This window comes from Halobium salinum (assembly GCF_026586625.1).
Taxonomy (GTDB): Archaea; Halobacteriota; Halobacteria; order Halobacteriales; family Haloferacaceae; genus Halobium; species Halobium salinum.
Genome location: NZ_JAODIW010000006.1, coordinates 441,673 through 459,585 on the forward strand (window position 1 = coordinate 441,673; position 17,913 = coordinate 459,585).

General features: G+C 69.1%; 20 protein-coding genes. 9 read left to right on the forward strand and 11 right to left on the reverse strand.

What is annotated here, in order from left to right; translation table 11 throughout:
- Nucleotides 1-9: 9 nt before the first annotated feature.
- Entirely contained in the window at nt 10-1,266 is a 1,257-nt protein-coding gene (locus tag N5095_RS05565; RefSeq protein WP_267621749.1) for an MFS transporter, read from the reverse strand.
- Nucleotides 1,267-1,414: 148 nt separating this feature from the next.
- Between N5095_RS05565 and serA the strand changes: the two genes are divergently transcribed.
- Complete coding sequence (gene serA, locus N5095_RS05570) at nt 1,415-3,007, forward strand: phosphoglycerate dehydrogenase (protein WP_267621750.1); 1,593 nt, start codon at nt 1,415-1,417, stop codon at nt 3,005-3,007.
- Nucleotides 3,008-3,022: 15 nt separating this feature from the next.
- On the opposite strand, the gene N5095_RS05575 is transcribed toward serA, so the two are convergent.
- Together N5095_RS05575 and thrC are read right to left on the reverse strand one after the other, a co-directional pair.
- Nucleotides 3,023-3,373: a hypothetical protein gene (locus tag N5095_RS05575; RefSeq protein ID WP_267621751.1), complete on the reverse strand. Its 351-nt coding sequence runs from the start codon at nt 3,371-3,373 to the stop codon at nt 3,023-3,025.
- 79 nt (nt 3,374-3,452) lie between these two features.
- Complete coding sequence (thrC, locus tag N5095_RS05580) at nt 3,453-4,730, reverse strand: threonine synthase (protein WP_267621752.1); 1,278 nt, start codon at nt 4,728-4,730, stop codon at nt 3,453-3,455.
- Nucleotides 4,731-4,999: 269 nt separating this feature from the next.
- Between thrC and N5095_RS05585 the strand changes: the two genes are divergently transcribed.
- Complete coding sequence (locus tag N5095_RS05585) at nt 5,000-5,944, forward strand: glycerophosphodiester phosphodiesterase (RefSeq protein WP_267621753.1); 945 nt, start codon at nt 5,000-5,002, stop codon at nt 5,942-5,944.
- A 246-nt stretch (nt 5,945-6,190) separates the two neighbouring features.
- Here N5095_RS05585 and N5095_RS05590 read toward each other — a convergent pair whose 3' ends face one another.
- From N5095_RS05590 to N5095_RS05600, 3 genes are all read right to left on the reverse strand, one after another.
- Nucleotides 6,191-6,574 (reverse strand): helix-turn-helix domain-containing protein, encoded by a 384-nt coding sequence (locus tag N5095_RS05590; protein WP_267621754.1) that lies wholly within the window; start codon nt 6,572-6,574, stop codon nt 6,191-6,193.
- 107 nt (nt 6,575-6,681) lie between these two features.
- Nucleotides 6,682-7,032, reverse strand: a complete 351-nt coding sequence (locus N5095_RS05595) for a DUF7344 domain-containing protein (RefSeq protein ID WP_267621755.1) — start codon at nt 7,030-7,032, stop codon at nt 6,682-6,684.
- 151 nt (nt 7,033-7,183) lie between these two features.
- Nucleotides 7,184-7,423, reverse strand: coding sequence for a DUF8001 family protein (locus tag N5095_RS05600; RefSeq protein WP_267621756.1), 240 nt, complete (start codon nt 7,421-7,423; stop codon nt 7,184-7,186).
- Between the two features lie 152 nt (nt 7,424-7,575).
- On the opposite strand from N5095_RS05600, the gene thyA reads away from it, so the two are divergent.
- From thyA to N5095_RS05615, 3 genes are read left to right on the forward strand one after another with little or no spacing between them, the layout of a single operon-like run.
- Nucleotides 7,576-8,574 (forward strand): thymidylate synthase, encoded by a 999-nt coding sequence (gene thyA, locus N5095_RS05605; RefSeq protein ID WP_267621757.1) that lies wholly within the window; start codon nt 7,576-7,578, stop codon nt 8,572-8,574.
- The gene (locus tag N5095_RS05610; RefSeq protein WP_267621758.1) at nt 8,571-9,137 is read left to right on the forward strand and encodes a dihydrofolate reductase; all 567 of its coding nucleotides are present in this window, start codon (nt 8,571-8,573) and stop codon (nt 9,135-9,137) included. The genes thyA and N5095_RS05610 overlap by 4 nt, the downstream gene beginning before the upstream one ends.
- Nucleotides 9,138-9,142: 5 nt before the next feature.
- Entirely contained in the window at nt 9,143-9,859 is a 717-nt protein-coding gene (locus N5095_RS05615) for a DUF8127 domain-containing protein (protein WP_267621759.1), read from the forward strand.
- Between the two features lie 8 nt (nt 9,860-9,867).
- Here the strand turns inward: N5095_RS05615 and N5095_RS05620 are convergent, their stop codons facing one another.
- Nucleotides 9,868-10,563 (reverse strand): DUF5828 family protein, encoded by a 696-nt coding sequence (locus N5095_RS05620; RefSeq protein ID WP_267621760.1) that lies wholly within the window; start codon nt 10,561-10,563, stop codon nt 9,868-9,870.
- A gap of 89 nt (nt 10,564-10,652) precedes the next feature.
- A complete protein-coding gene (locus N5095_RS05625) occupies nt 10,653-10,877 on the reverse strand; it encodes a DUF8007 family protein (protein ID WP_267621761.1) in 225 nt (74 codons plus the stop codon).
- A gap of 140 nt (nt 10,878-11,017) precedes the next feature.
- On the opposite strand from N5095_RS05625, the gene N5095_RS05630 reads away from it, so the two are divergent.
- A complete protein-coding gene (locus N5095_RS05630) occupies nt 11,018-11,443 on the forward strand; it encodes a cupin domain-containing protein (RefSeq protein ID WP_267621762.1) in 426 nt (141 codons plus the stop codon).
- Nucleotides 11,440-12,162 carry a DUF8052 family protein gene (locus N5095_RS05635; protein ID WP_267621763.1) on the forward strand — a complete coding sequence of 241 codons (723 nt, stop codon included), beginning with the start codon at nt 11,440-11,442 and terminating at the stop codon, nt 12,160-12,162. Before N5095_RS05630 ends, N5095_RS05635 begins: the two co-directional genes overlap by 4 nt.
- A gap of 116 nt (nt 12,163-12,278) precedes the next feature.
- Here the strand turns inward: N5095_RS05635 and N5095_RS05640 are convergent, their stop codons facing one another.
- From N5095_RS05640 to N5095_RS05650, 3 genes are all read right to left on the reverse strand, one after another.
- A complete protein-coding gene (locus N5095_RS05640; RefSeq protein WP_267621764.1) occupies nt 12,279-14,129 on the reverse strand; it encodes a carbon starvation CstA family protein in 1,851 nt (616 codons plus the stop codon).
- A 211-nt stretch (nt 14,130-14,340) separates the two neighbouring features.
- Nucleotides 14,341-15,372, reverse strand: coding sequence for an ArsA family ATPase (locus N5095_RS05645; protein ID WP_267621765.1), 1,032 nt, complete (start codon nt 15,370-15,372; stop codon nt 14,341-14,343).
- A 2-nt stretch (nt 15,373-15,374) separates the two neighbouring features.
- Nucleotides 15,375-15,671: a DUF7990 family protein gene (locus N5095_RS05650; RefSeq protein ID WP_267621766.1), complete on the reverse strand. Its 297-nt coding sequence runs from the start codon at nt 15,669-15,671 to the stop codon at nt 15,375-15,377.
- Nucleotides 15,672-16,343: 672 nt separating this feature from the next.
- Between N5095_RS05650 and N5095_RS05655 the strand changes: the two genes are divergently transcribed.
- Nucleotides 16,344-17,372 (forward strand): lysylphosphatidylglycerol synthase transmembrane domain-containing protein, encoded by a 1,029-nt coding sequence (locus tag N5095_RS05655; RefSeq protein WP_267621767.1) that lies wholly within the window; start codon nt 16,344-16,346, stop codon nt 17,370-17,372.
- A gap of 40 nt (nt 17,373-17,412) precedes the next feature.
- Nucleotides 17,413-17,874: a 30S ribosomal protein S19e gene (locus N5095_RS05660; RefSeq protein ID WP_267621768.1), complete on the forward strand. Its 462-nt coding sequence runs from the start codon at nt 17,413-17,415 to the stop codon at nt 17,872-17,874.
- The last annotated feature ends 39 nt before the right edge of the window (nt 17,875-17,913 follow it).

The window sequence follows — 17,913 nt, forward strand, 5'->3', positions numbered from 1 at the left end:
CACCGACCGTCAGCGCCCGCCGTCCCGGACGGCCCCCGTTCGCGGGCTCATCGACCCGGTGTGACGGTAGACGCCGGCGACGAGCACGCCGCCGGCGAGCAGCGGAATCAGGGCACAGGCGGCGTACACGGGGGCGAACCCGACGGCTTGGACCAGCGGGAGGGAAACGAGCGGCCCGAGCCCTCCGCCCACGTCGCCGAGGAGGTTCGTCGTCCCCGTCGCCCGACCCATTCGGTCGCCGGGGGTGAGGTCGGCCAGCAGCGCCATCAACGGACCGCCGACGCCGCCCTGTCCGCCGCCGACGCAGAGACACCCCAACAGGAACGTCGGCAGCGTCTCGGCGACGACGAGTAACAGGAAGCCGACACAGGCGACGCCGAGGAAGGCGAGCAGCACCGGCACCCGCGCCCCGAGTCGGTCGCTGAGGCTCCCGCCGACGAGCATGAACACCGACCCCGACAGCACGGTCGCGGCCATCAGTACGCCGGAGGTCCCCTGCGCGGCGTAGCCGAGCACCGAGAACCCCCGGTCGCCGAGCAGGAGCACGAGCGTCGCGAACAGCACGCCCACGTAGGAGAAGTACAGTCCGAAGTTGACGAGTCCGGCCGTCACCGCCGGAACGCTCCGGTCGACCTCGAACGCCGACCGCGAGGCGGTCTCGTTCGTTCGGTCCCCGCTCCCGTCGGTGCCGACGCCCACGTGCGTCTCGGGGACGGTGAGATACGCGACGCCGCTCGCGAGGAGCGCGAACGCGGCGGCCACGGTGAACGCGGCCTCGACGCTGTAGGCGTCGCTCACGACGCCGCCGAGGAAGAGGCCGGCGGGGAAGCCGAACGTGATGCCGGCCCTGACGAGCCCCATGCTCGTGCCGCGGTCCGGGCCGGTGCTGACGTCCGCGGTGATGGTGTACGCCGTGGCGAACACGAGCGCGCTCCCGATGCCCCACGCCACCCGTGCGGCGAGGAACCAGACCGCCGGCGCCGCGGCGCCGAGCGCGAACACGTACCCGAACGTCGCGACGCCTTCGATAGCCAGGCCGGCGACGAAGGGGCGTCGCGTCCCGACCCGGTCGACGAGCGACCCCGCGGGCGCGTTGGCGACCAGCCGGGTGAAGCGGTTCGCACTCAGGATGAGGCCGACGACGAACGGCGAGATGCCGAGGACGGCCTCCAGGTTCGGGAGGATGGGGAAGACGACGCCGCCGCCGAAGCCGACGAAGAACGTGCTCACGATGACGGCGAGCACGACGCGCCGGGAGTCTGACATCCGAATCGGAGAGTCGCCACACGGGGTGAAAGGGGTTCGCTTCGCGGACGGACGCTCGACGCCGTACCGCCGGTGTGTTGGGGTGTGACGTGCCAATTCCGCCGACGAGGAAACGCTTAACGGCCGGGCGTGGGACGTAACCCGATAGATGAAGGTACTCGTCACGGACCCCATCGCGGACGCCGGTCTCGACCGACTGCGGGAGGCCGGCCACGAGGTGGTGACCGCCTACGACGTCGAGGGGGACGACCTCTTCGACGCCGTCTCCGACGCTCACGGGCTCATCGTCCGCTCCGGCACCGACGTGTCGGCCGAGCTGTTCGAGGCCGCCGAGGAGCTCGTCATCGTCGGGCGCGCCGGCATCGGCGTCGACAACATCGACATCGAGGCCGCCACCGACCACGGCGTCATCGTCGCTAACGCGCCCGAAGGGAACGTCCGCGCGGCCGCAGAGCACACCGTCGCGATGGCGTTCGCCGCCGCCCGCTCCATCCCGCAGGCCCACGTCCGCCTGAAGGACGGCGAGTGGGCGAAGGGTGACTACCTCGGCACCGAAGTGAACGGGAAGACCCTCGGCGTCGTCGGCCTCGGCCGCGTCGGTCAGGAGGTCGCGAAGAAGTTCGACTCGTTGGGGATGGACATCGTCGCCTTCGACCCGTACATCGGCGAGGAGCGCGCGACCCAGCTCGGCGCCGAACTCGTCGAGTTCGACGAGTGCATGGAGCAGGCGGACTTCCTCACTGTCCACACGCCTCTGACGCCGGAGACGGAGGGGATGATATCGACCGACGAACTCGAACTGATGGGCGGCGGCTACCTCGTCAACTGCGCCCGCGGGGGCGTCGTCGACGAGGCGGCGCTCGCGACGGCCGTCGAAGAGGGCGTCCTCGACGGCGCCGCCGTCGACGTGTTCGCCGAGGAGCCCGTGTCGCCGGACAACCCGCTGCTCTCGGTCGAGAACGTCGTCGTGACGCCACACCTCGGCGCCTCCACCTCGGCGGCACAGGAGAACGTCGCCACCAGCACGGCCGACCAGGTCGTCGCCGCGCTCGCCGGCGAGCCGGTGATGAACGCGCTCAACGCGCCCTCCGTGGACGAGAGCGCGTTCCCCCGCATCGAGCCGTACATCGGCCTCGCGGAGACCGCGGGTCGCATCGCCACGCAGCTGTTCGACGGTCGCGTCTCCGAAATCGAGGTCGTCTACGAAGGTGACATCGCCGAGGAGGGGGTCGACCTGATAACCGCCTCCGCGCTGAAGGGCGTGTTCACGCCGCTCGAGTGGCAAGTCAACGCCGTCAACGCCCCGCGGATGGCGGAAGAGCGCGGCATCGACGTGAGCGAGACCAAGACGATGCAGGCCGAGGACTTCCAGAGCCTCGTCACCGTCCGCGTCGGCGACGGCGAGGACTCCCTCGCCGTCTGCGGGACGCTGTTCGCCGGCGAGGACCCGCGTATCGTCCGCATCGACGGCTACCGCGTCGACGCCATCCCGCACGGCCACATGCTCGTTGCCCGCAACTACGACAAGCCGGGCGTCATCGGCTTCATCGGCACCGTACTCGGCGAGGTCGACGTGAACATCGCGGGGATGTTCAACGCCCGCCGGGCCGCCCCGGGCGGTGAAGCCCTGACCGTCTACAACCTCGACGACGAGGTGCCCGAGGACACCCTCCAGAAGCTCCTCGAGGACGACCGTCTCATCGAGGCGAAGTACATCACGCTGAACGGCACGGTCGAGTAGCCCCGACGTCGCCGTTCAGCGACCGAGTAGCGTTCTCACGCGTTCCACCACGCGAGCGCCGAGCGCCTGCTTCACCTCGCTACCCGCCCGAGCCTGAGACCGGTCCCGCTTCTGCATCGCGAGTAGCCGCTCGTACCGGTCGACGAGCTCCTGCCTCTCGGCCTCCCGTCTGTCGAGTTCACGCTCAAGCGCGTCGACGGTGTCCCGAAGCTCCGCGACCGCCTCGGTCGGTGGCCGCCCGGCCGAAGGTGGACCGGGGGTCCCCGTCCGTGGATTCGGGTCTCGCTCTCCCGGGCGACCGACCGGTCGGGTTCGGTCGGCGCCGGACTCGCTCACGGTACCGGTGGGCAGGCTGTTCAAGGACACGTTCGTGCGAACGACTACCATACCCATAAGCATCAGTCAGACGGGCGGCACACGCCCGCCGTCCCACCCTCTCCCCGCGTTACCGCTCGCCGGCGAGGTGCGCCAGCACGGCGTCGGTGTCGTTCGGCACGGACTCGGGGTCGTTTCCGGCGGCCGCGGCCGCGTCGGGGTCCTTCAGGAGATGGCCCGTGGTCAGACAGACGACAGCCTCGTCGTCGTCGACGACGCCCTCGTCCCGGAGTTTCCGGAGCCCCGCCACCGACGCCGCGGAGGCGGGCTCGACGCCGACACCCTCGGCGGCGAGGGCGCGTTGTGCGCCGGTTATCTCCTCGTCCGAGACGGCGACGGCGGTGCCGCCGGTGTTACGGATGCCGGGTAGCGCTTTCGGCGCGTTGACGGGGTTGCCGATGCGGATGGCCGTCGCGCGGGTCTCGACCTCGTCCCAGCGGCGCACCTCGTCGGCGTCGTTTTCGATGGCTTCGACCATCGGTGCGGCGCCCTCGGCCTGTACTCCCGTGAGCTTCGGGACGTCCGCCTCGTCGAGCGCCCCCGACTGGACGAGTTCGCGGAAACACTTGTACAGTGCCGCCGTGTTGCCCGCGTTGCCGACGGGGAGGACGATGCGGTCCGGGAATCGCCCCTCCTCGTCGCGGAACTGCTCCAGAATCTCGAAGCCGATGGTCTTCTGGCCCTCCAGCCGGAACGGGTTGAGAGAGTTGAGGAGGTACGCCTCGCCGCGCTCGGCCAGGTCCTGCACGATGTCGAGGCAGGCGTCGAAGTTGCCGTCGACTTCGAGGATTCGCGCACCGTGGAGCGCCGCCTGTGCGACCTTCCCGGCGGCGACCTTCCCCGCGGGGAGCAGGACGAGCGTCTCCATCCCGCCGCGCCCGCCGTAGGCCGCGAGCGCCGCGCTCGTGTTCCCCGTCGAGGCACAGGCGAGGCGGTCGACCCCCAGTTCCTTCGCGACGCGGACGCCGACGGTCATCCCGCGGTCCTTGAAGCTCCCCGTCGGGTTCATCCCTTCGTGCTTGATTCGGAGCCGGGAGACGCCGATTTCGGATTCGAGTCGCGGCACCTCGTGGAGCGGCGTATCGCCTTCGGGGAGTGAAACACCCATCTCGAACGGGAGGGCGGCGGCGTAGCGCCAGACGCCGCGGTCGACCTCGCTCGCCTCGAACTCCGCCCACGTCGGCGGTTCGGCGTATCGGGCCTCGAGGAGCCCGTCGCAGTCGTCGCAGGTGTACCGGACCGTCTCGAAGGGGGCGAACGTCTCGCCGCAGGCGACGCAGGCCAGCCAGACGCCGTCGTCGGCGACCGCCGGCGCGTCGGGTGCGGCCGTCGAGAGTTCCATGCTCATGCGCGGGGGTTGCGCTGGGGCGGGAAAAAGGCGGTCGATTCCGGCGAGCGTGACGAGCCGGGAGCAGCGGCGGTATCTTCGGCCGCTCGGGGTGACGATGCCGTCGGCCCACCTCTCGTGGACCGTCCCGACGGGGAGGGACCGCCCCGGATACTACCGCTCGGTTCGGGTGTCGAAGTGCAAACGCGCCCCACCCGCGGGTGATTCTTCTCGCTCGCCGTGCCCCAGTCCGACACCGACCGGCGGAGTTCGGAACCGACGCGGGAGCGGTGGCCTCGACGGCCCCTCTCGCGGGAGTCGGGAGCGCGGGCGACGACAGAGCGAAGGGCGACGACGACGACGGGACGGACGTGACGCACCCCGACGCGTGGCGCCGTGACGAAGGTGAGGCACCGCTCTCCGTCGCTCACCGTGGATATGCCGGGCTCTACCCGGAGAACACGGTCGCGGCCGTCGAGGGAGCGGCGGACGCCGGCGCCGACATGGTCGAGGTCGACGTGGTGCCGACCGCAGACGGCGACGTGGTCGTCTTCCACGACAACCGGCTGTCGAGCCGCGACGGCGGCGAGCGGGAAGTCACCGACGCGGACGGACTCGTCTGGGAGCGGTCGACCGACGCCGTCACCTCGGCGACGGTGCTTCGGAGTGGTGAGACCGTCCCGCTACTGACCGAGGTACTGGACGCGCTTCCCGAGGCGGTGGCGGTGAACGTCGAGTTCAAGAACCCCGGGTCGCTCGACCTCCGGTTTGCCGAGAAGCTCTCGGACGACGCGCTGTCGGCACAGACGGCGGTCTGGCGGCCGTTCACCCACCGGGTACTCTCCGTCCTCGACGGCTACGACCACGACGTGCTCGTCTCCTCGTTCTACGAGGCGGCGTTGGCCACCGTTCGCGAAGCCGACCCGTCGATTCCGGTCGCGCCGCTGCTCCGGGACTCGATTGCGGACGGACTCGCCATCGCCCGCGAGTACGACGCCGAGGCCGTCCACCCGCCGTACAACATGGTCGAGGGGACGCCCTTCTTCGACGACTCGTACTCCACCGAGGGTCCGTCGGGGGAGGTGGACCTCCTCGCCGTCGCTCACGAGGAGGGTCGAGCGGTCAACGTCTACACGGTCAGGACGTGGTACGAAGCCCAGCGGCTGGCCGCCGCCGGCGTCGACGGGCTCGTCGTCGACTACCCGAACCTGTTGAACTGCCGCGGCGAGCCGTAGGGTGGGTCCCAACTGGACCAGCAGGCCGTCGGTGAGGCGAATAGGTGGTCCGTCGCGTAGCTTCGGCGGCGACACGTCCCGGCGGACCACACAGCCGCCTCGATCGGAACGCGCGACACTCAGGTCACAGGCTGGCGTGGTCTCGGTCTCACACTTCAACCCTCGCCGGCGCTCGCGAACGGCACCGTCTACGTCGTCGACGGCGACGCGCGGCTGCTCGCCCTCCGCTGACTGGGACTCCCGCGGTCAGTCCCCGTCCCCGCCGTCGCCGAACCCGTCGATGGCTTCGTGGACGTTCTCCACCCACTCCTCGAGGGCGGCGTGGAGCATCTCCTTGGCCTCCGGGAGCGGCGTCGCGGTGTACTGATAGACGTACCCGCCGGGGTCGAGCAGCCGGCGTCGACGCTCCGCGAGCCCCTTGTCGAGCAGCGTCGACAGCGAGCGATTCACGTTGCTGCGGTCGCGGTCGAGGGTCTCGGCGAGCTCCGCGACGGTGCTCCCCGGGTTGTCGAGGAGGACGAGGTAAGTACGGCTCTCGTGGTCCTGTACGCCGAACACGCAGGCGAGGACGTGCTGGAAGCTCGGGTCCTCGTTACCGACGAGCTCCTCGATATCCGGGGAATCGCTCATGGGCTTCGTTCGGGACGGTGGAGATTAAAAACCACCTCTCCGGGGAGCCGTCGCTCGAGAGGCGAGTTCGGTGGGTCGAGAATCCGACGGGAGGAAGAACGGGGTCGTCAGTCGAGCTCCACGAGTGCGTCGCCGGCCTCGACGACCACGCCGTCTTCGCGCGTGACGTCGACCAGTCCGGCCTCCTCCATCGGCGGCAGTTCGGTCTCGTACAGGGAGACGAGGGTGCGTTCGTGACGGTCTGCGCCGACCACTGCGGCGTCGGTGTCGGTCTCGGCGGCCGCGACCTCCCTCGCCAACTCGTCGAGCTCGACGGGTCTGTCGCAGGCCTTCAGGGAGTGCGCGAGGGTGCGCGCGCGGTCGCGAGCGAAGATTTCGCTGAGCGTCTCCGAGTCGAGCGTGCGGTCGTCGGTCGTCGGCTGCGCGGTCTGCGTGAGCGTGTATTCCTCAGTGCTCATGTATGTCGTCTTGGACGGAACGTGCATAGGCACGACGCCCAAAGAAATTGGGACGTCACCTCTCCCTGTCGAATTCGGCACTCAGGCCCCTTCTACGGCCGTCGAACCGTCGAAGACCGGCGCACCTACTCGGCCTGTCGGTACCGCGTCTCTACTCCTCGCGTCCGTACCCCATGTTCACGATACAGGTGCGCATCTCGTCTTCGGTCGTGTGCTTGTGCAGCGTCGTGGGCGTGTCACAGTAGAACGTCGTCCCGTCGTGGCGGAGGGTGATTTCGTGGACGGACCCGAGCATCTCCGTCTGGACGACGACCCGTCGACCCTCTCGGAGCGCGTCGAGAATCTCCTCGGCCGTCAGCTCCCCCGACTTCGCCCGAAGCGGTTCTGCCATCGTCCGTTCGGTTCGACCGCCGGGTGTTAAGTCCTTGCCGAGTCGGCGAGGCCGTGTCAGTTACGCGGTGATGGGTTGAGTCGCGCGACCAAGTACCTCCGTCGGCGGCGTGGTTCGGCAAATCCATAAGTCGGCTACCAGTATCGACCGACATGGACGCCTACCTCGACCTCGTCTCGGACACCCTGACGAGGGGGCATCACAAGTCGAACCGGACCGGCGTCGACACCGTCGCCACGTTCGGCCAGTTCTACGACGTGGACCTCGCCGAGGGGTTCCCGCTGTTGACGACCAAGCAGATGGACGGGTTCCGCTGGGACTCGATGATTCACGAACTGCTCTGGTATCTCTCCGGGGAGGAGCACGTCCGGAGCCTCCGCGAGCGGACCGGTATCTGGGACGAGTGGGCCGACGAGGAGGGGCGCCTCGACACCGCCTACGGCCGCTTCTGGCGGCGATTCCCCGTCCCCGATTCGGGACTGGAGGGGGAGTCCTGGCCCGACGACACCCACCGCTGGATGAACGAAGGCGAGCGCACCTTCGACCAGATTGCCTACGTCATGGACACGCTCCGCGAGAACCCCCGCTCCCGGCGGATGGTGGTGAACGCCTGGCACCCCGCCAACGCCGCGGTGTCGACGCTCCCGCCCTGTCACTACACGTTCGTCTTCAACGTGCAGGGCGACGGCACCCTCAACGTTCACCTCACCCAGCGCTCCGGCGACGTGGCGCTCGGTATCCCGTTCAACATCGCCGCCTACGCGCTCCTCGCGAAAGTCGTCGCCCAGCGTACGGGTTTCGACCTCGGCCGCTTCGCCCACACCGTCGTCGACGCCCACGTCTACTGCGGCGCCGGCGACCGCGGCGCGTGGTACGCGGACGAACTCCCGGCCGTGAGCCAGCGCATCGCCGACGCCGAGACGGGCGAGGAGTACGAGGCCGTCGCCGGGTGGGTCGAGGAGGCGGCCCCCGGCGGCGACGGCGCCGAGTACGACCACGTGCCGAACCTCGTGCGCCAGCTCGGACGCGACCCGCTCCCCCGACCCGAGGTCGACGTCGCCGACGTCCCCCTCGACGAGCTGACGTACGACGACATCCAGTTGAAGGGGTACGAGTCCCACGACGGCCTCTCCTTCGAGGTCGCGGAATGAGCCGGGACGACGCGGGCCGCGACGCCCCGGGCGTCGAGTTCGTCCTCGTCGCCGCCGTCGCCGAGAACGGCGTCATCGGCGACGACGGCGGGATGCCGTGGCACTACCCCGCCGACCTGCAGCACTTCAAGGAGACGACGACCGGCCACCCGGTCGTGATGGGCCGGCGCACCTACGACTCCATCGTCGCCGACATCGGCGGGCCGCTGCCCGAGCGCACCTCGGTCGTGCTCACTCGGAACCCGGAGTCAGTGACGGGACCGGACGGCGACGTGCCCGACGGGGTCGTCGTCGCCGATGGCGTCGAGGCGGCGGTCGAGGCCGCCGCGGGGCTCGTCGGCGGCGACCCCGTCGGCGGCACCGTCTACGTCGTCGGCGGCGCGACGGTGTACGAGGCGTTCCTCCCCCGCGCCGACGGGATGCTCCTCACCCGGGTGCCGAAGTCGCCCGACGGGGACACGCGGTTCCCCGAGTGGGACACGGCGGAGTGGACGGAAGTCGGTCGGGAGGCGCTCGCCGAGGGCCTGGAAGTCGTCGAGTACGAGCGGTCCCGGAACGACTGAGTCCCGTGTCCGACGCGAGAACGGCCCTTCTCGTCCTCCTCCTCGGGAGCTCCCTCGTCGTCGGCTCGTGGGCGCTCGACCGGACGACACCGGACTACACGTACACCTACGAGGCACACCCGCTCGACGAGGGCTCGCCAACGACCCCCGCTATCGTGGTCCATCTGACACACCGGTCAGGCGACGACGGCCCCACCGCCGGTCTCGTCACCGGGGACGAGACGGACGAGACCGAGGCGCTCGAAGCCGCGCTGAACGGGTCGTACACGGTATCGTCGTCGCAGGAACGCCGGCTCGACGACCTCGTCGACCACGAGTTCGTCGCCGCTGCGACCGCCGAAGACGAGATTGGAGCGGACCGCTACCGGACTTACCGGGTCACGACCGAGCGCCGCGACGGGTCGATTCGGCTGACGGCGACGGAGGTCCCGCGTCGGGTCTTCTACGACCACCTCGCGCTGTCCGTCGACGACGCCGACCCCCGTATCCGGCGACTGGTCCGTGAAGGGGCGTTGACGACGCACGAACCGGTTCGCCGGTCCCTGTTCGACAGTGGCGGGACGCTCTACTACCTCGACGTGGACGGGACGGAGTCGTACACGAGCCCGCTCGTGACCGCCCACGACGCCGGCTTCGTCGTGGGGTGGGCGCTCGTGGCACTCGGTGGCGTCGGATTCCTGTTCACTCGGACAGAGCCGTCGGGGCGGGTCGGCTGGCGGTAGTCGCGGCCTCAGTTCGTGGTCGGGCCGGACTCGCCGGGTGACTCGGGCGGTTCAGGGGGTTCGACGCCCTCGACGGCCTCGGCCGTCCCCGTCTCCTTCTCGGTGTCGACGTGCCAGCGGTCGACGGCGTCCTCGTACTCGCCGAGCCGGCGCGACACCTCGTCTTTGAGCCCGTCGTCGTTGACGTTCACCTCGAAGATGAACGTCTGCTCGCCCTCGCCGCGGGCGGTCTTCTGGATGTTGGCGGAGACGAGTTCGTTGTCGAAGTAGTACGGCGCGAGCTGGGTCATCACCTTCCGGTAGACGGTGTCTTCGACCTTCCGGAGGGCTTTCCGACCCGCCGAGTCGGCCGCGCGGGCGACGTAGTCTATGGAGTCCTGCCAGCGCTCGATGGCGCCCTCGCTGTCCCCCTCCTCGACGCGCTCGTAGGACTCGGAGAGCTTCTCGCCGGCGGTCTGGAGGTCCTCGTCGGGCCCCTTCCCCGCCTTCTCGCCCTCGCCCTCGCCCACGCTCGCCTGCTTCGCCGTCTTCTCGTTCACGTCGTCTGAGAGACGCTCGTGGGCTTTCGGGCGCCACTCGTCCCAGTCCTCGAACGCCTCCCCCTCCACGCCGGCCTCGTGCAGTGCGCGGGTGATGCGCTCGCCGTGTTCGACGACGTCCCCCCACGAGCCGCGTTTCTTGAACCCCGAGATGCTCTCTTCCATCGCGTTCAGAGTGGCTTAGGGGAGTCGGTGATAAAAGCTTCTCCGGCCGGAGGTCCGGCTCCCGTCACGACCTCCGTGACGTCGGCCCGCTACTTCCCGTAGGTGAGGCGGGTCGCGAGGTCGTCCAGTTTCCCGACGAGACCCTCGAACCACGCCGCCGGCGAGACGGCACGCAACTCGCTCTCGTCGATTTCGATGCGGTCGCCGCCGTACGGGTCGCGCGAGGCGCGCTCCGACTCGTCCTCGCTCGCCGTCGCGTCGACGACGGTCGACATCGCACACCGGCCGCATCGTTCCGTGGTCTTTCCGCCCATGGGCTGTTCTCACACCCCTGTTGGGGAGTGTGCGGATTAAACGTTGGGTCGCGGGAGGGCGTGTCGGTGCTCGCGCGCCCGCCCGTCGCGCCCGCCCCGACCCCGAGGGGTTTTTGCGTGCGGGCCGTTCTCCCTTCCCTATGGGATACCGTCTCGTGGACACGGACCGGGTGGAGACGACCGACGACCGGCCCTGTGACCTGCGCCGGCTGTCGGACGCGGCGGGACTCTCGAACGTCGCGCTCAACCGCTTCGGCGCGAAGCCGGGCCAGCAGATTCCCCTCGCGTACCACTACCACGACGAACAGGAGGAGGCGTTCTACGTCCTCTCCGGTCGCCTAACCGTCGAGACTCCCGACGAGGAGTACGAACTCGGAGCGAACGACTTGTTCGCGGTCGAGCCCGGGAGCCCCCAGCGGGCCTACTGCCCGGAGGACGCCGACGGGCCGGTCGACCTGCTCGCGCTCGGTGCCCCGCCGGCCGCGGACGACGCCCACCCCTACGAGCCCGACGGCGAGGGGGAGGAGGGGAACGCGGCCACCGGCGGCGACCCGGCACAGGGATGAGCGGACGCGACTCCGACGTCGAGGACCCGGTCGCCGACCGTATCGTCGAGGACGACGGTCCGGACGGAGGGGCCGACGTCGACCCGCCTGCCACCGCTCCCGCCGCCGACGCCGACGCGACCGACGTCGAGTACCCCGAAGTCCCCGACTGGGACGACGAGTATCTCGACCGCGTGAGCGACCGGCTGATGTTCAGCTACGACCTCGAGCGGGACTACCGCGTCCGAGGGGAGGGCTTCGACCTCTACGGGCGCCTGCTCGTCGAGAGCCAGAAACAGCTCTGGCACCCCTCGCTCAACTACGCCAACCACGAGTCCCGGGAGCATCTGTTCGCCCGCCGTGTCGGCACCGCCACGGTCGCCGAACTCGACCGGCTCGTCTCCCTCGCTCACGACCTCGCGGGCGAGTGGATCGAACGCACCGAGGAGCACTTCGGCACCGACTTCACCTTCGTGCTCGTCGCCGACGGGATTCCCGACGACGTGCGGGAGTACGTCGCCGGCTTCGACGAGCGCACCCTCCTTCGGTTCGGCTACTACGGCCACTACCGGGTGAACCTCGCGGTCGTCGCGCCCGAGGGGGTCGGCACCGGGTCGGGCGACGCCGTCGCCAGCGCCGAGGCCGACGTGGTCGACGCGTTCACGCTGTGGCGGGAGGTGCCGGTCGACCGCGGCACGCCGGGTCTCTTCCAGCGGTTCGTCCGCCGCCTCTGGGAGTGACCGCGCCGGCGACGACGCGCTCCCCGCCCCCTCGCTCGTCGCGCCGCTGTCGTCGCCGGGGGGCGACTCGGCACAGTACGGGCGCGGAAAAGAACCGCGGGTGGTCGTGTCGGCGTTCAGTCGCCGGATTCGTCCGACGCCGTGCCGCCGTCGGCCACCGCCTGCCCGCCCGCCCGGCGGACCTCGGTGATGTTGGTGACGCCCATGTAGACGAGCGACAGCGCGATGCCGATGAGCGTCAGCGCGAGCACGATTTGGACGACCGCCGATAGTTGGGCGGCGACCGTCGCCCCGGCCTCGCCCCACTCGCCCAGCACGAACTTCGTGTAGATGTTGTCGTAGACCGCGAGCCACAGCAGTCCGAGCACGGTGATGGTGACCATCAGGGCCATCGGCGCGCCGGTGCTCATGAGCTGCTTGCTGCGGTCCCAGTTGGCGAGCCACACCGTCGCCGTCAGGAGCGCGAGCGCCGCGAGCAGCTGGTTCGCGCCGCCGAACAGCTGCCACAGGGTGAGCCACGAGCCGGAGGTGACCAGCACGTACGCGGGGATGGTCTGGATGAGCGGGTTCCCCCAGCGGCTCGCCGCGAACGACTCGACGCCGTTCTCGGGCGTGCCGACGACCTCCTCCAGCATGTACCGACCCAGTCGGACGGCGGTGTCCGTCGAGGTGAGCAGGAAGCTCACGAGTACGAGCGCCATGAACGGCGCGCCGAACGCGGTCGGGACGCCGAGGCTCGTGAGGATGATGCCGCCGCCGGTGGCGAAGTTCGGGAGCGCCTGTCCGATGCCGCCGCCCTGTACGGTGACGCCGGCGATGGCGACCGTCGACAGCGCGACGACGGCGAGCAGCCCCTCGCCGAGCATCCCGCCGTAGCCGATGAGGCGGGCGTCGCTCTCGTTGTTCAGCTGTTTGGCCGTCGTCCCGGAGGAGACCAGCGAGTGGAACCCGCTGATGGTCCCGCAGGCGATAGTGATGAAGAGAAGCGGGAACAGCGGCGAGATGCCGGTCGTCCCCCAGAAACCGGCGAACGCCGGGATGTTGTCGGCGACGACGAGCGGCTGGCTCGCCGTGCCGAGCAGCGTGCCGACGATGATGGCGACCAGCGCGCCGCCGACGCCGGTGTACAGCAGGAACGACGAGAGGTAGTCACGCGGCTGGAGCAACATCCAGACGGGGAGGGCGCTCGCGACGGCGCCGTACACCATGATGACCGGGACCCACGCCGCCGTGTTGGCGCCGAGACTCCCGGCCGCCGGAATCCACGACCCGCTCCCGGAGAAGAGCACGAACGTACCGGCCGGGTAGGTGCCGGCCTCCGCCGCCGGGAACAGCGCGAAGGGGAACTGGATGCCGAGGTAGACACCGACGAAGACGGCGGCGACGAACGCCACCGTCCCCGGGATGAACGGGAGGTTCATCTGGTAGAGGTATACCCCGAACACCAGCGCGAGCGCGATGTAGATGAACGACGCTGTCGCCGCCTGCGGGAAGGCGTTGAAGACGATGGCGACGACGAGTGCAAACACCGCGACGACGAGGATGATGGTCAGGAACGCGAACCACAGCAGCATGTTCTTGCCGCGTTTCCCGACGTACTGGCCGATGATGTAGCCGATGGACTTCCCCTCGTGGCGGAGACTCGCGGAGAGGGAGACGAAGTCGTGGACCGCGCCCAGCAGCGGGTTGCCGATGGCTATCCACAGGACGGCCGGCACCCACCCCCAGACCACGGCCGCGGTGATGGGCCCCACGATGGGTGCCCCGCCCGCGATGCTCGAGTAGTGATGCCCCAACAGGACCGGCTTCTTCGCCGGGACGTACTCCTGTCCGTCCTCGTACTTGTGTGCCGGCGTCGTCCGCGACTCGTCGAGTTCGACGAACCGGGAGAGATAGCGCGAGTAGCCGAAGTACCCCACGCTGAACAGCGCCAGCACCGCGATAACCAGCCAGATGACTTGTACCATGTGTCCAAACCTCGTTATCGACCACGAAAATAACGACAATAAACGTTCGGTATGCGTTCGCACGACTTGCCGGAAAACGAACCCCTGAGCGGGAGTGGCGGCCGTTCCGCGGATAAACTTACCGCGACCCGAGTACGGTTTCACACCGGACGTTGGACGACTCCCGCACGACTGTCGCGCGAACCGGTCGCGCTCGTTCGCCGCCTTCCGCTCAGGTCTCGGGCGGCTCCGCGGCGACGGCGACCGCGAGTTCGTCCGCCACGTCGTCGAGCAGGCTCCCCTTGACCTCCTCGACGCGGATGCCGATTTCGGCGACGACCGGACAGTCGAAATCCGCTCTGAGGGTCGCTAGGCGCTCGCGCTCGGTCGCGACGCGGTCCCGGAGGAAGCGCGCCCCGCGCCCGTTCTCGTCGGGGTCCGGTTCGGGTGTGAGCTTGTTCACGGCCAGTCCACGAACGTCGAGGCCGTATTCGTCCAAGCGTTCGACCGCTCGGCCCGTCTCGCGAATCGAGAGCTCGTCCGGGTTGACCACGAGGAAGAAGGCGGCCTCCTCCCGCAACGTCTCGCCCGCGAACTCGAAGCGCTCCTTCCGCCCTCGCAGGCGAGCGAGGATGGGGTCGCCCTCCAGCATCCGCCGGGGCTCGTTGTTGCCGATGGCGGCGCGTTCGAACAGCTTCACGCTCTGCTCGCGCTTGCGGACGAGGCGGTCTATCCACCCCTCCAGGAACTCGGGGAGTGCCAGGAGCCGCAGGGTTCCCCCAGTCGGCGAGGTGTCGAAGACGACGCGGTCGTACGCCTCCGAGTCGCGCATCACCTCGATGAACCGGTCGAACAGCGCCGCCTCGTAGGCGCCGGGGGTCTGGTGGGCCATCTCCACCTGTCGGTCTATCTCGTTCACCATCGCGGCGCTCACCTGGTCGCCCATCGCGCGCTTTATCTCCATCAGGTGGTTCTCGACCTCGTCGTCGGGGTCTATCTCCATCGCGTGGAGGTTGTCGACGCCGTCGATACCCTCGACCGGCGCGGGCTCATCGGAGAACCCCTGGTCGAACACGTCGGAGGTGGAGTGGGCCGGGTCCGTGGAGACGACGAGGGTCCTGAGACCCGCGCGGGCGCACTTCAGCGCGTAGGCGCTGGAGACGGTGGTCTTGCCGACGCCGCCCTTCCCGCCGAAGAAGACGAACTTGGGAACGGTGTCGGCGTCCGGGTCGCGTTCGGCCGTCTCTGGTGAGGTGTCGGCCACGGTCAGAAGTGGTACTGCTGGCCCTTGCGTTCGAGGAGCGTCCCGCGGTCCCACATCCGGCGCTCCCACGCCTCGAACTCGTCTTCGAGGTACGGCAGGAGTTCGGCGGTGTAGTACGACACCGGCGAGGGGATACCGAAGGCGTCGGGGAAACAGGCGAGCATGAAGGCGTCTTCGAGGTCCTCCGCTTCCTTCTCTATCTTCTCGTACGCCGGGTGGGTGAACAGCCCGTGGTAGAGCCCCCGGAGCCACTCGTCGAGTATCGCTCGGTAGCGCTCGATGCGGTCCGCGAGTGTCATGGGTTGGCGTGTCGTTGGGTCGGGTCGGTATTTAGGTCGTGTGTTCGCGGGTTTCGGTGTGGTTCGTTTGTGGGGACGAGGCGTCTGCCTTCGTCGTTGCCGCGATGACTCCGGTGACTTTGGTGACTCTCGAAAGCTCCCGCACACTCGGCGGTTCTGCCTCGTTGTGCTCCTCGGCTCGCTCCGCTCGCCTGCAGTGCTTACGTCGGCGAAACCGCCGACTGCTGGGCGAGAGCTTCGCTCTCGCATCGCGTCGGATTCGCGTGAGGGACCGTTCTCGGCCTCGTGACGAGCACTCCGAGGTCGGAGCGGTGTGAGGGCTGTGCGGTGCTGTCCTGGCGGTCTGCAGAAAGCTTTGTTTTCTGCGATCTCGAAAACACTGCGCGTTTTCGACGACTCGTCGCGGAGCTTCGCTCCGCGAGATGCCACCGAGCTACGCTCAGTGAGCGACTTGCAAAGGGCGAGCGGTCTCGGGGAAGCCGGGGACGCAAGCACGCGACCGAAGGAATCGCACACGGCGAACCCTGCGACCCGAGAGCGTTCTCCCTTTGCTGGGTGACCGTTGCCGACCCGAGGCTGTGCCCGACTCGACCGGAACTGTCCACACCAGGGATACGATATCACAAAACCGACTCCGGTGCCTTCAAGCCCGCACTGCCCGACGGCGTCGACATGGCAGGGCGTCGCCTCCGAACCACGGTTCTGGGCTTCCTCGCGACCTTCCTCGTCTTCGGCGCCCTCTTTACGTTCGTCGGCGTCGACGACCTCGTCGCGACGCTGTCGAGCGCCGACACCGGCGTCGTCGCCCTCGTCGTCTTCGTCACCGTCTGTTGGCTCGCGGCGTGGTCGATGGCGCTCAAAGTCGTCCTCGGCGTCCTCGGCGTCGACGTGCCGCCCCACCGCGCCTTCCTCATCTTCGCGGGCGCGATGTTCTCGAACAACGTCACCCCCTTCGGGCAGGCCGGCGGCGAGCCGGTGACTGCGCTGCTCATCTCCCGGGTCGCCGACGCGGAGTACGAGACCGGTCTCGCCGCCATCGCCAGCGTGGACACGCTCAACTTCGTCCCCTCCATCTCGCTGGCGCTGGTCGGCGTCGGCTACTTCGCCACGGAGACCACGCTGGGCCGACGGCTGGAGGTCGCCGCCGCGGCCGTCGTCGTGCTCGCGCTGCTCGTCCCCGGGCTGGTCTACTACGGCTGGCGGAACCGCTACGGCCTCGAAGAGCGGGCGGTGGCGCGTTTCACTCCAGCCATCCGCTGGGTCGCGGACAAGCTCCCACGGACCACCCCGCCCAGCGAGGCGGTCGTCGAGGAGCGCATCACCGGCTTCTTCCGTTCCATCGAGCGCGTCGCCACCAACCGCCGCGGGCTGGCGCTGTCGCTCGGCTTCTCGGCGCTCGGCTGGGGGCTCCAGATGGTCGGTCTGTGGCTCGCCTTCCGCGCCATCGGTCACTCCATCCCCCTCTCCATCGCGCTGTTCGTCGTGCCCATCGGCGCCATCGCGGGTGTCACACCGCTACCGGGTGGGGCGGGCGGCATCGAGACGGTGCTCGTCACGTTGCTCGCGCTGGCGACCGGGCCGGTCATCGGACTGGAGGTCGCCACCGCCGCGGTGGTCATCTACCGCGGCGCCGTCTACTGGGTGCCCGTGCTGGTCGGCGGCGCCGTGATGAGCGTTCTCACCGTCCGCAGCCGAGCGTAATCCGATGGCCTTAAAGTCCGGCCGGAGGAATCGAACGTCAATGGTAACTCTCTACGACGTCCCGGCGGAGGACCTCATCGAGGCCGCCGCCGCGGAGCTCGAGGGTCGAATCGAGGAGCCGGAGTGGGTGCAGTACTCGAAGACCGGCGCCAACAAGGAGCTGCCGCCCCAGAACGACGACTTCTACTACGTCCGCGCGGCGAGCGTCCTCCGGAAGGTCGCCACGAAGGGCCCCATCGGCGTCGAGCGCCTCGCCGTCGCCTACGGCGGGAAGAAGCGCGGCACCAACCGCTACCGCGTCGCCAAGTCGCGCAACGAGACGGGCGCGAAGAAGATCATCCGCACCGTCCTGCAGGACCTCGAAGAGGAGGGGTTCGTCGAGACCGCCAAGGGTGAGGGTCGCCGCATCACCGGCGAGGGCCAGCAGTTCCTCGACGAACTTGCCGGCGACGTGCTCGACGAGCTCGCGGAGGAGAACCCCGAGCTCGAGCGCTACGCCTGAATCGGTTCCTGAAAGCCACCTGCGGCCGAGTTCTTCTTC

Bases quoted from the DNA above. Each gene is read 5' to 3' on its own strand.
- N5095_RS05565 (WP_267621749.1), bottom strand. From the start codon at position 1,266: ATGTCAGACTCCCGGCGCGTCGTGCTCGCCGTCATCGTGAGCACGTTC.
- serA (WP_267621750.1), top strand. From the start codon at position 1,415: ATGAAGGTACTCGTCACGGACCCCATCGCGGACGCCGGTCTCGACCGA.
- thrC (WP_267621752.1), bottom strand. From the start codon at position 4,730: ATGAGCATGGAACTCTCGACGGCCGCACCCGACGCGCCGGCGGTCGCC.
- N5095_RS05590 (WP_267621754.1), bottom strand. From the start codon at position 6,574: ATGAGCGATTCCCCGGATATCGAGGAGCTCGTCGGTAACGAGGACCCG.
- N5095_RS05595 (WP_267621755.1), bottom strand. From the start codon at position 7,032: ATGAGCACTGAGGAATACACGCTCACGCAGACCGCGCAGCCGACGACC.
- N5095_RS05600 (WP_267621756.1), bottom strand. From the start codon at position 7,423: ATGGCAGAACCGCTTCGGGCGAAGTCGGGGGAGCTGACGGCCGAGGAG.
- thyA (WP_267621757.1), top strand. From the start codon at position 7,576: ATGGACGCCTACCTCGACCTCGTCTCGGACACCCTGACGAGGGGGCAT.
- N5095_RS05610 (WP_267621758.1), top strand. From the start codon at position 8,571: ATGAGCCGGGACGACGCGGGCCGCGACGCCCCGGGCGTCGAGTTCGTC.
- N5095_RS05620 (WP_267621760.1), bottom strand. From the start codon at position 10,563: ATGGAAGAGAGCATCTCGGGGTTCAAGAAACGCGGCTCGTGGGGGGAC.
- N5095_RS05625 (WP_267621761.1), bottom strand. From the start codon at position 10,877: ATGGGCGGAAAGACCACGGAACGATGCGGCCGGTGTGCGATGTCGACC.
- N5095_RS05630 (WP_267621762.1), top strand. From the start codon at position 11,018: ATGGGATACCGTCTCGTGGACACGGACCGGGTGGAGACGACCGACGAC.
- N5095_RS05635 (WP_267621763.1), top strand. From the start codon at position 11,440: ATGAGCGGACGCGACTCCGACGTCGAGGACCCGGTCGCCGACCGTATC.
- N5095_RS05640 (WP_267621764.1), bottom strand. From the start codon at position 14,129: ATGGTACAAGTCATCTGGCTGGTTATCGCGGTGCTGGCGCTGTTCAGC.
- N5095_RS05650 (WP_267621766.1), bottom strand. From the start codon at position 15,671: ATGACACTCGCGGACCGCATCGAGCGCTACCGAGCGATACTCGACGAG.
- N5095_RS05655 (WP_267621767.1), top strand. From the start codon at position 16,344: ATGGCAGGGCGTCGCCTCCGAACCACGGTTCTGGGCTTCCTCGCGACC.
- N5095_RS05660 (WP_267621768.1), top strand. From the start codon at position 17,413: ATGGTAACTCTCTACGACGTCCCGGCGGAGGACCTCATCGAGGCCGCC.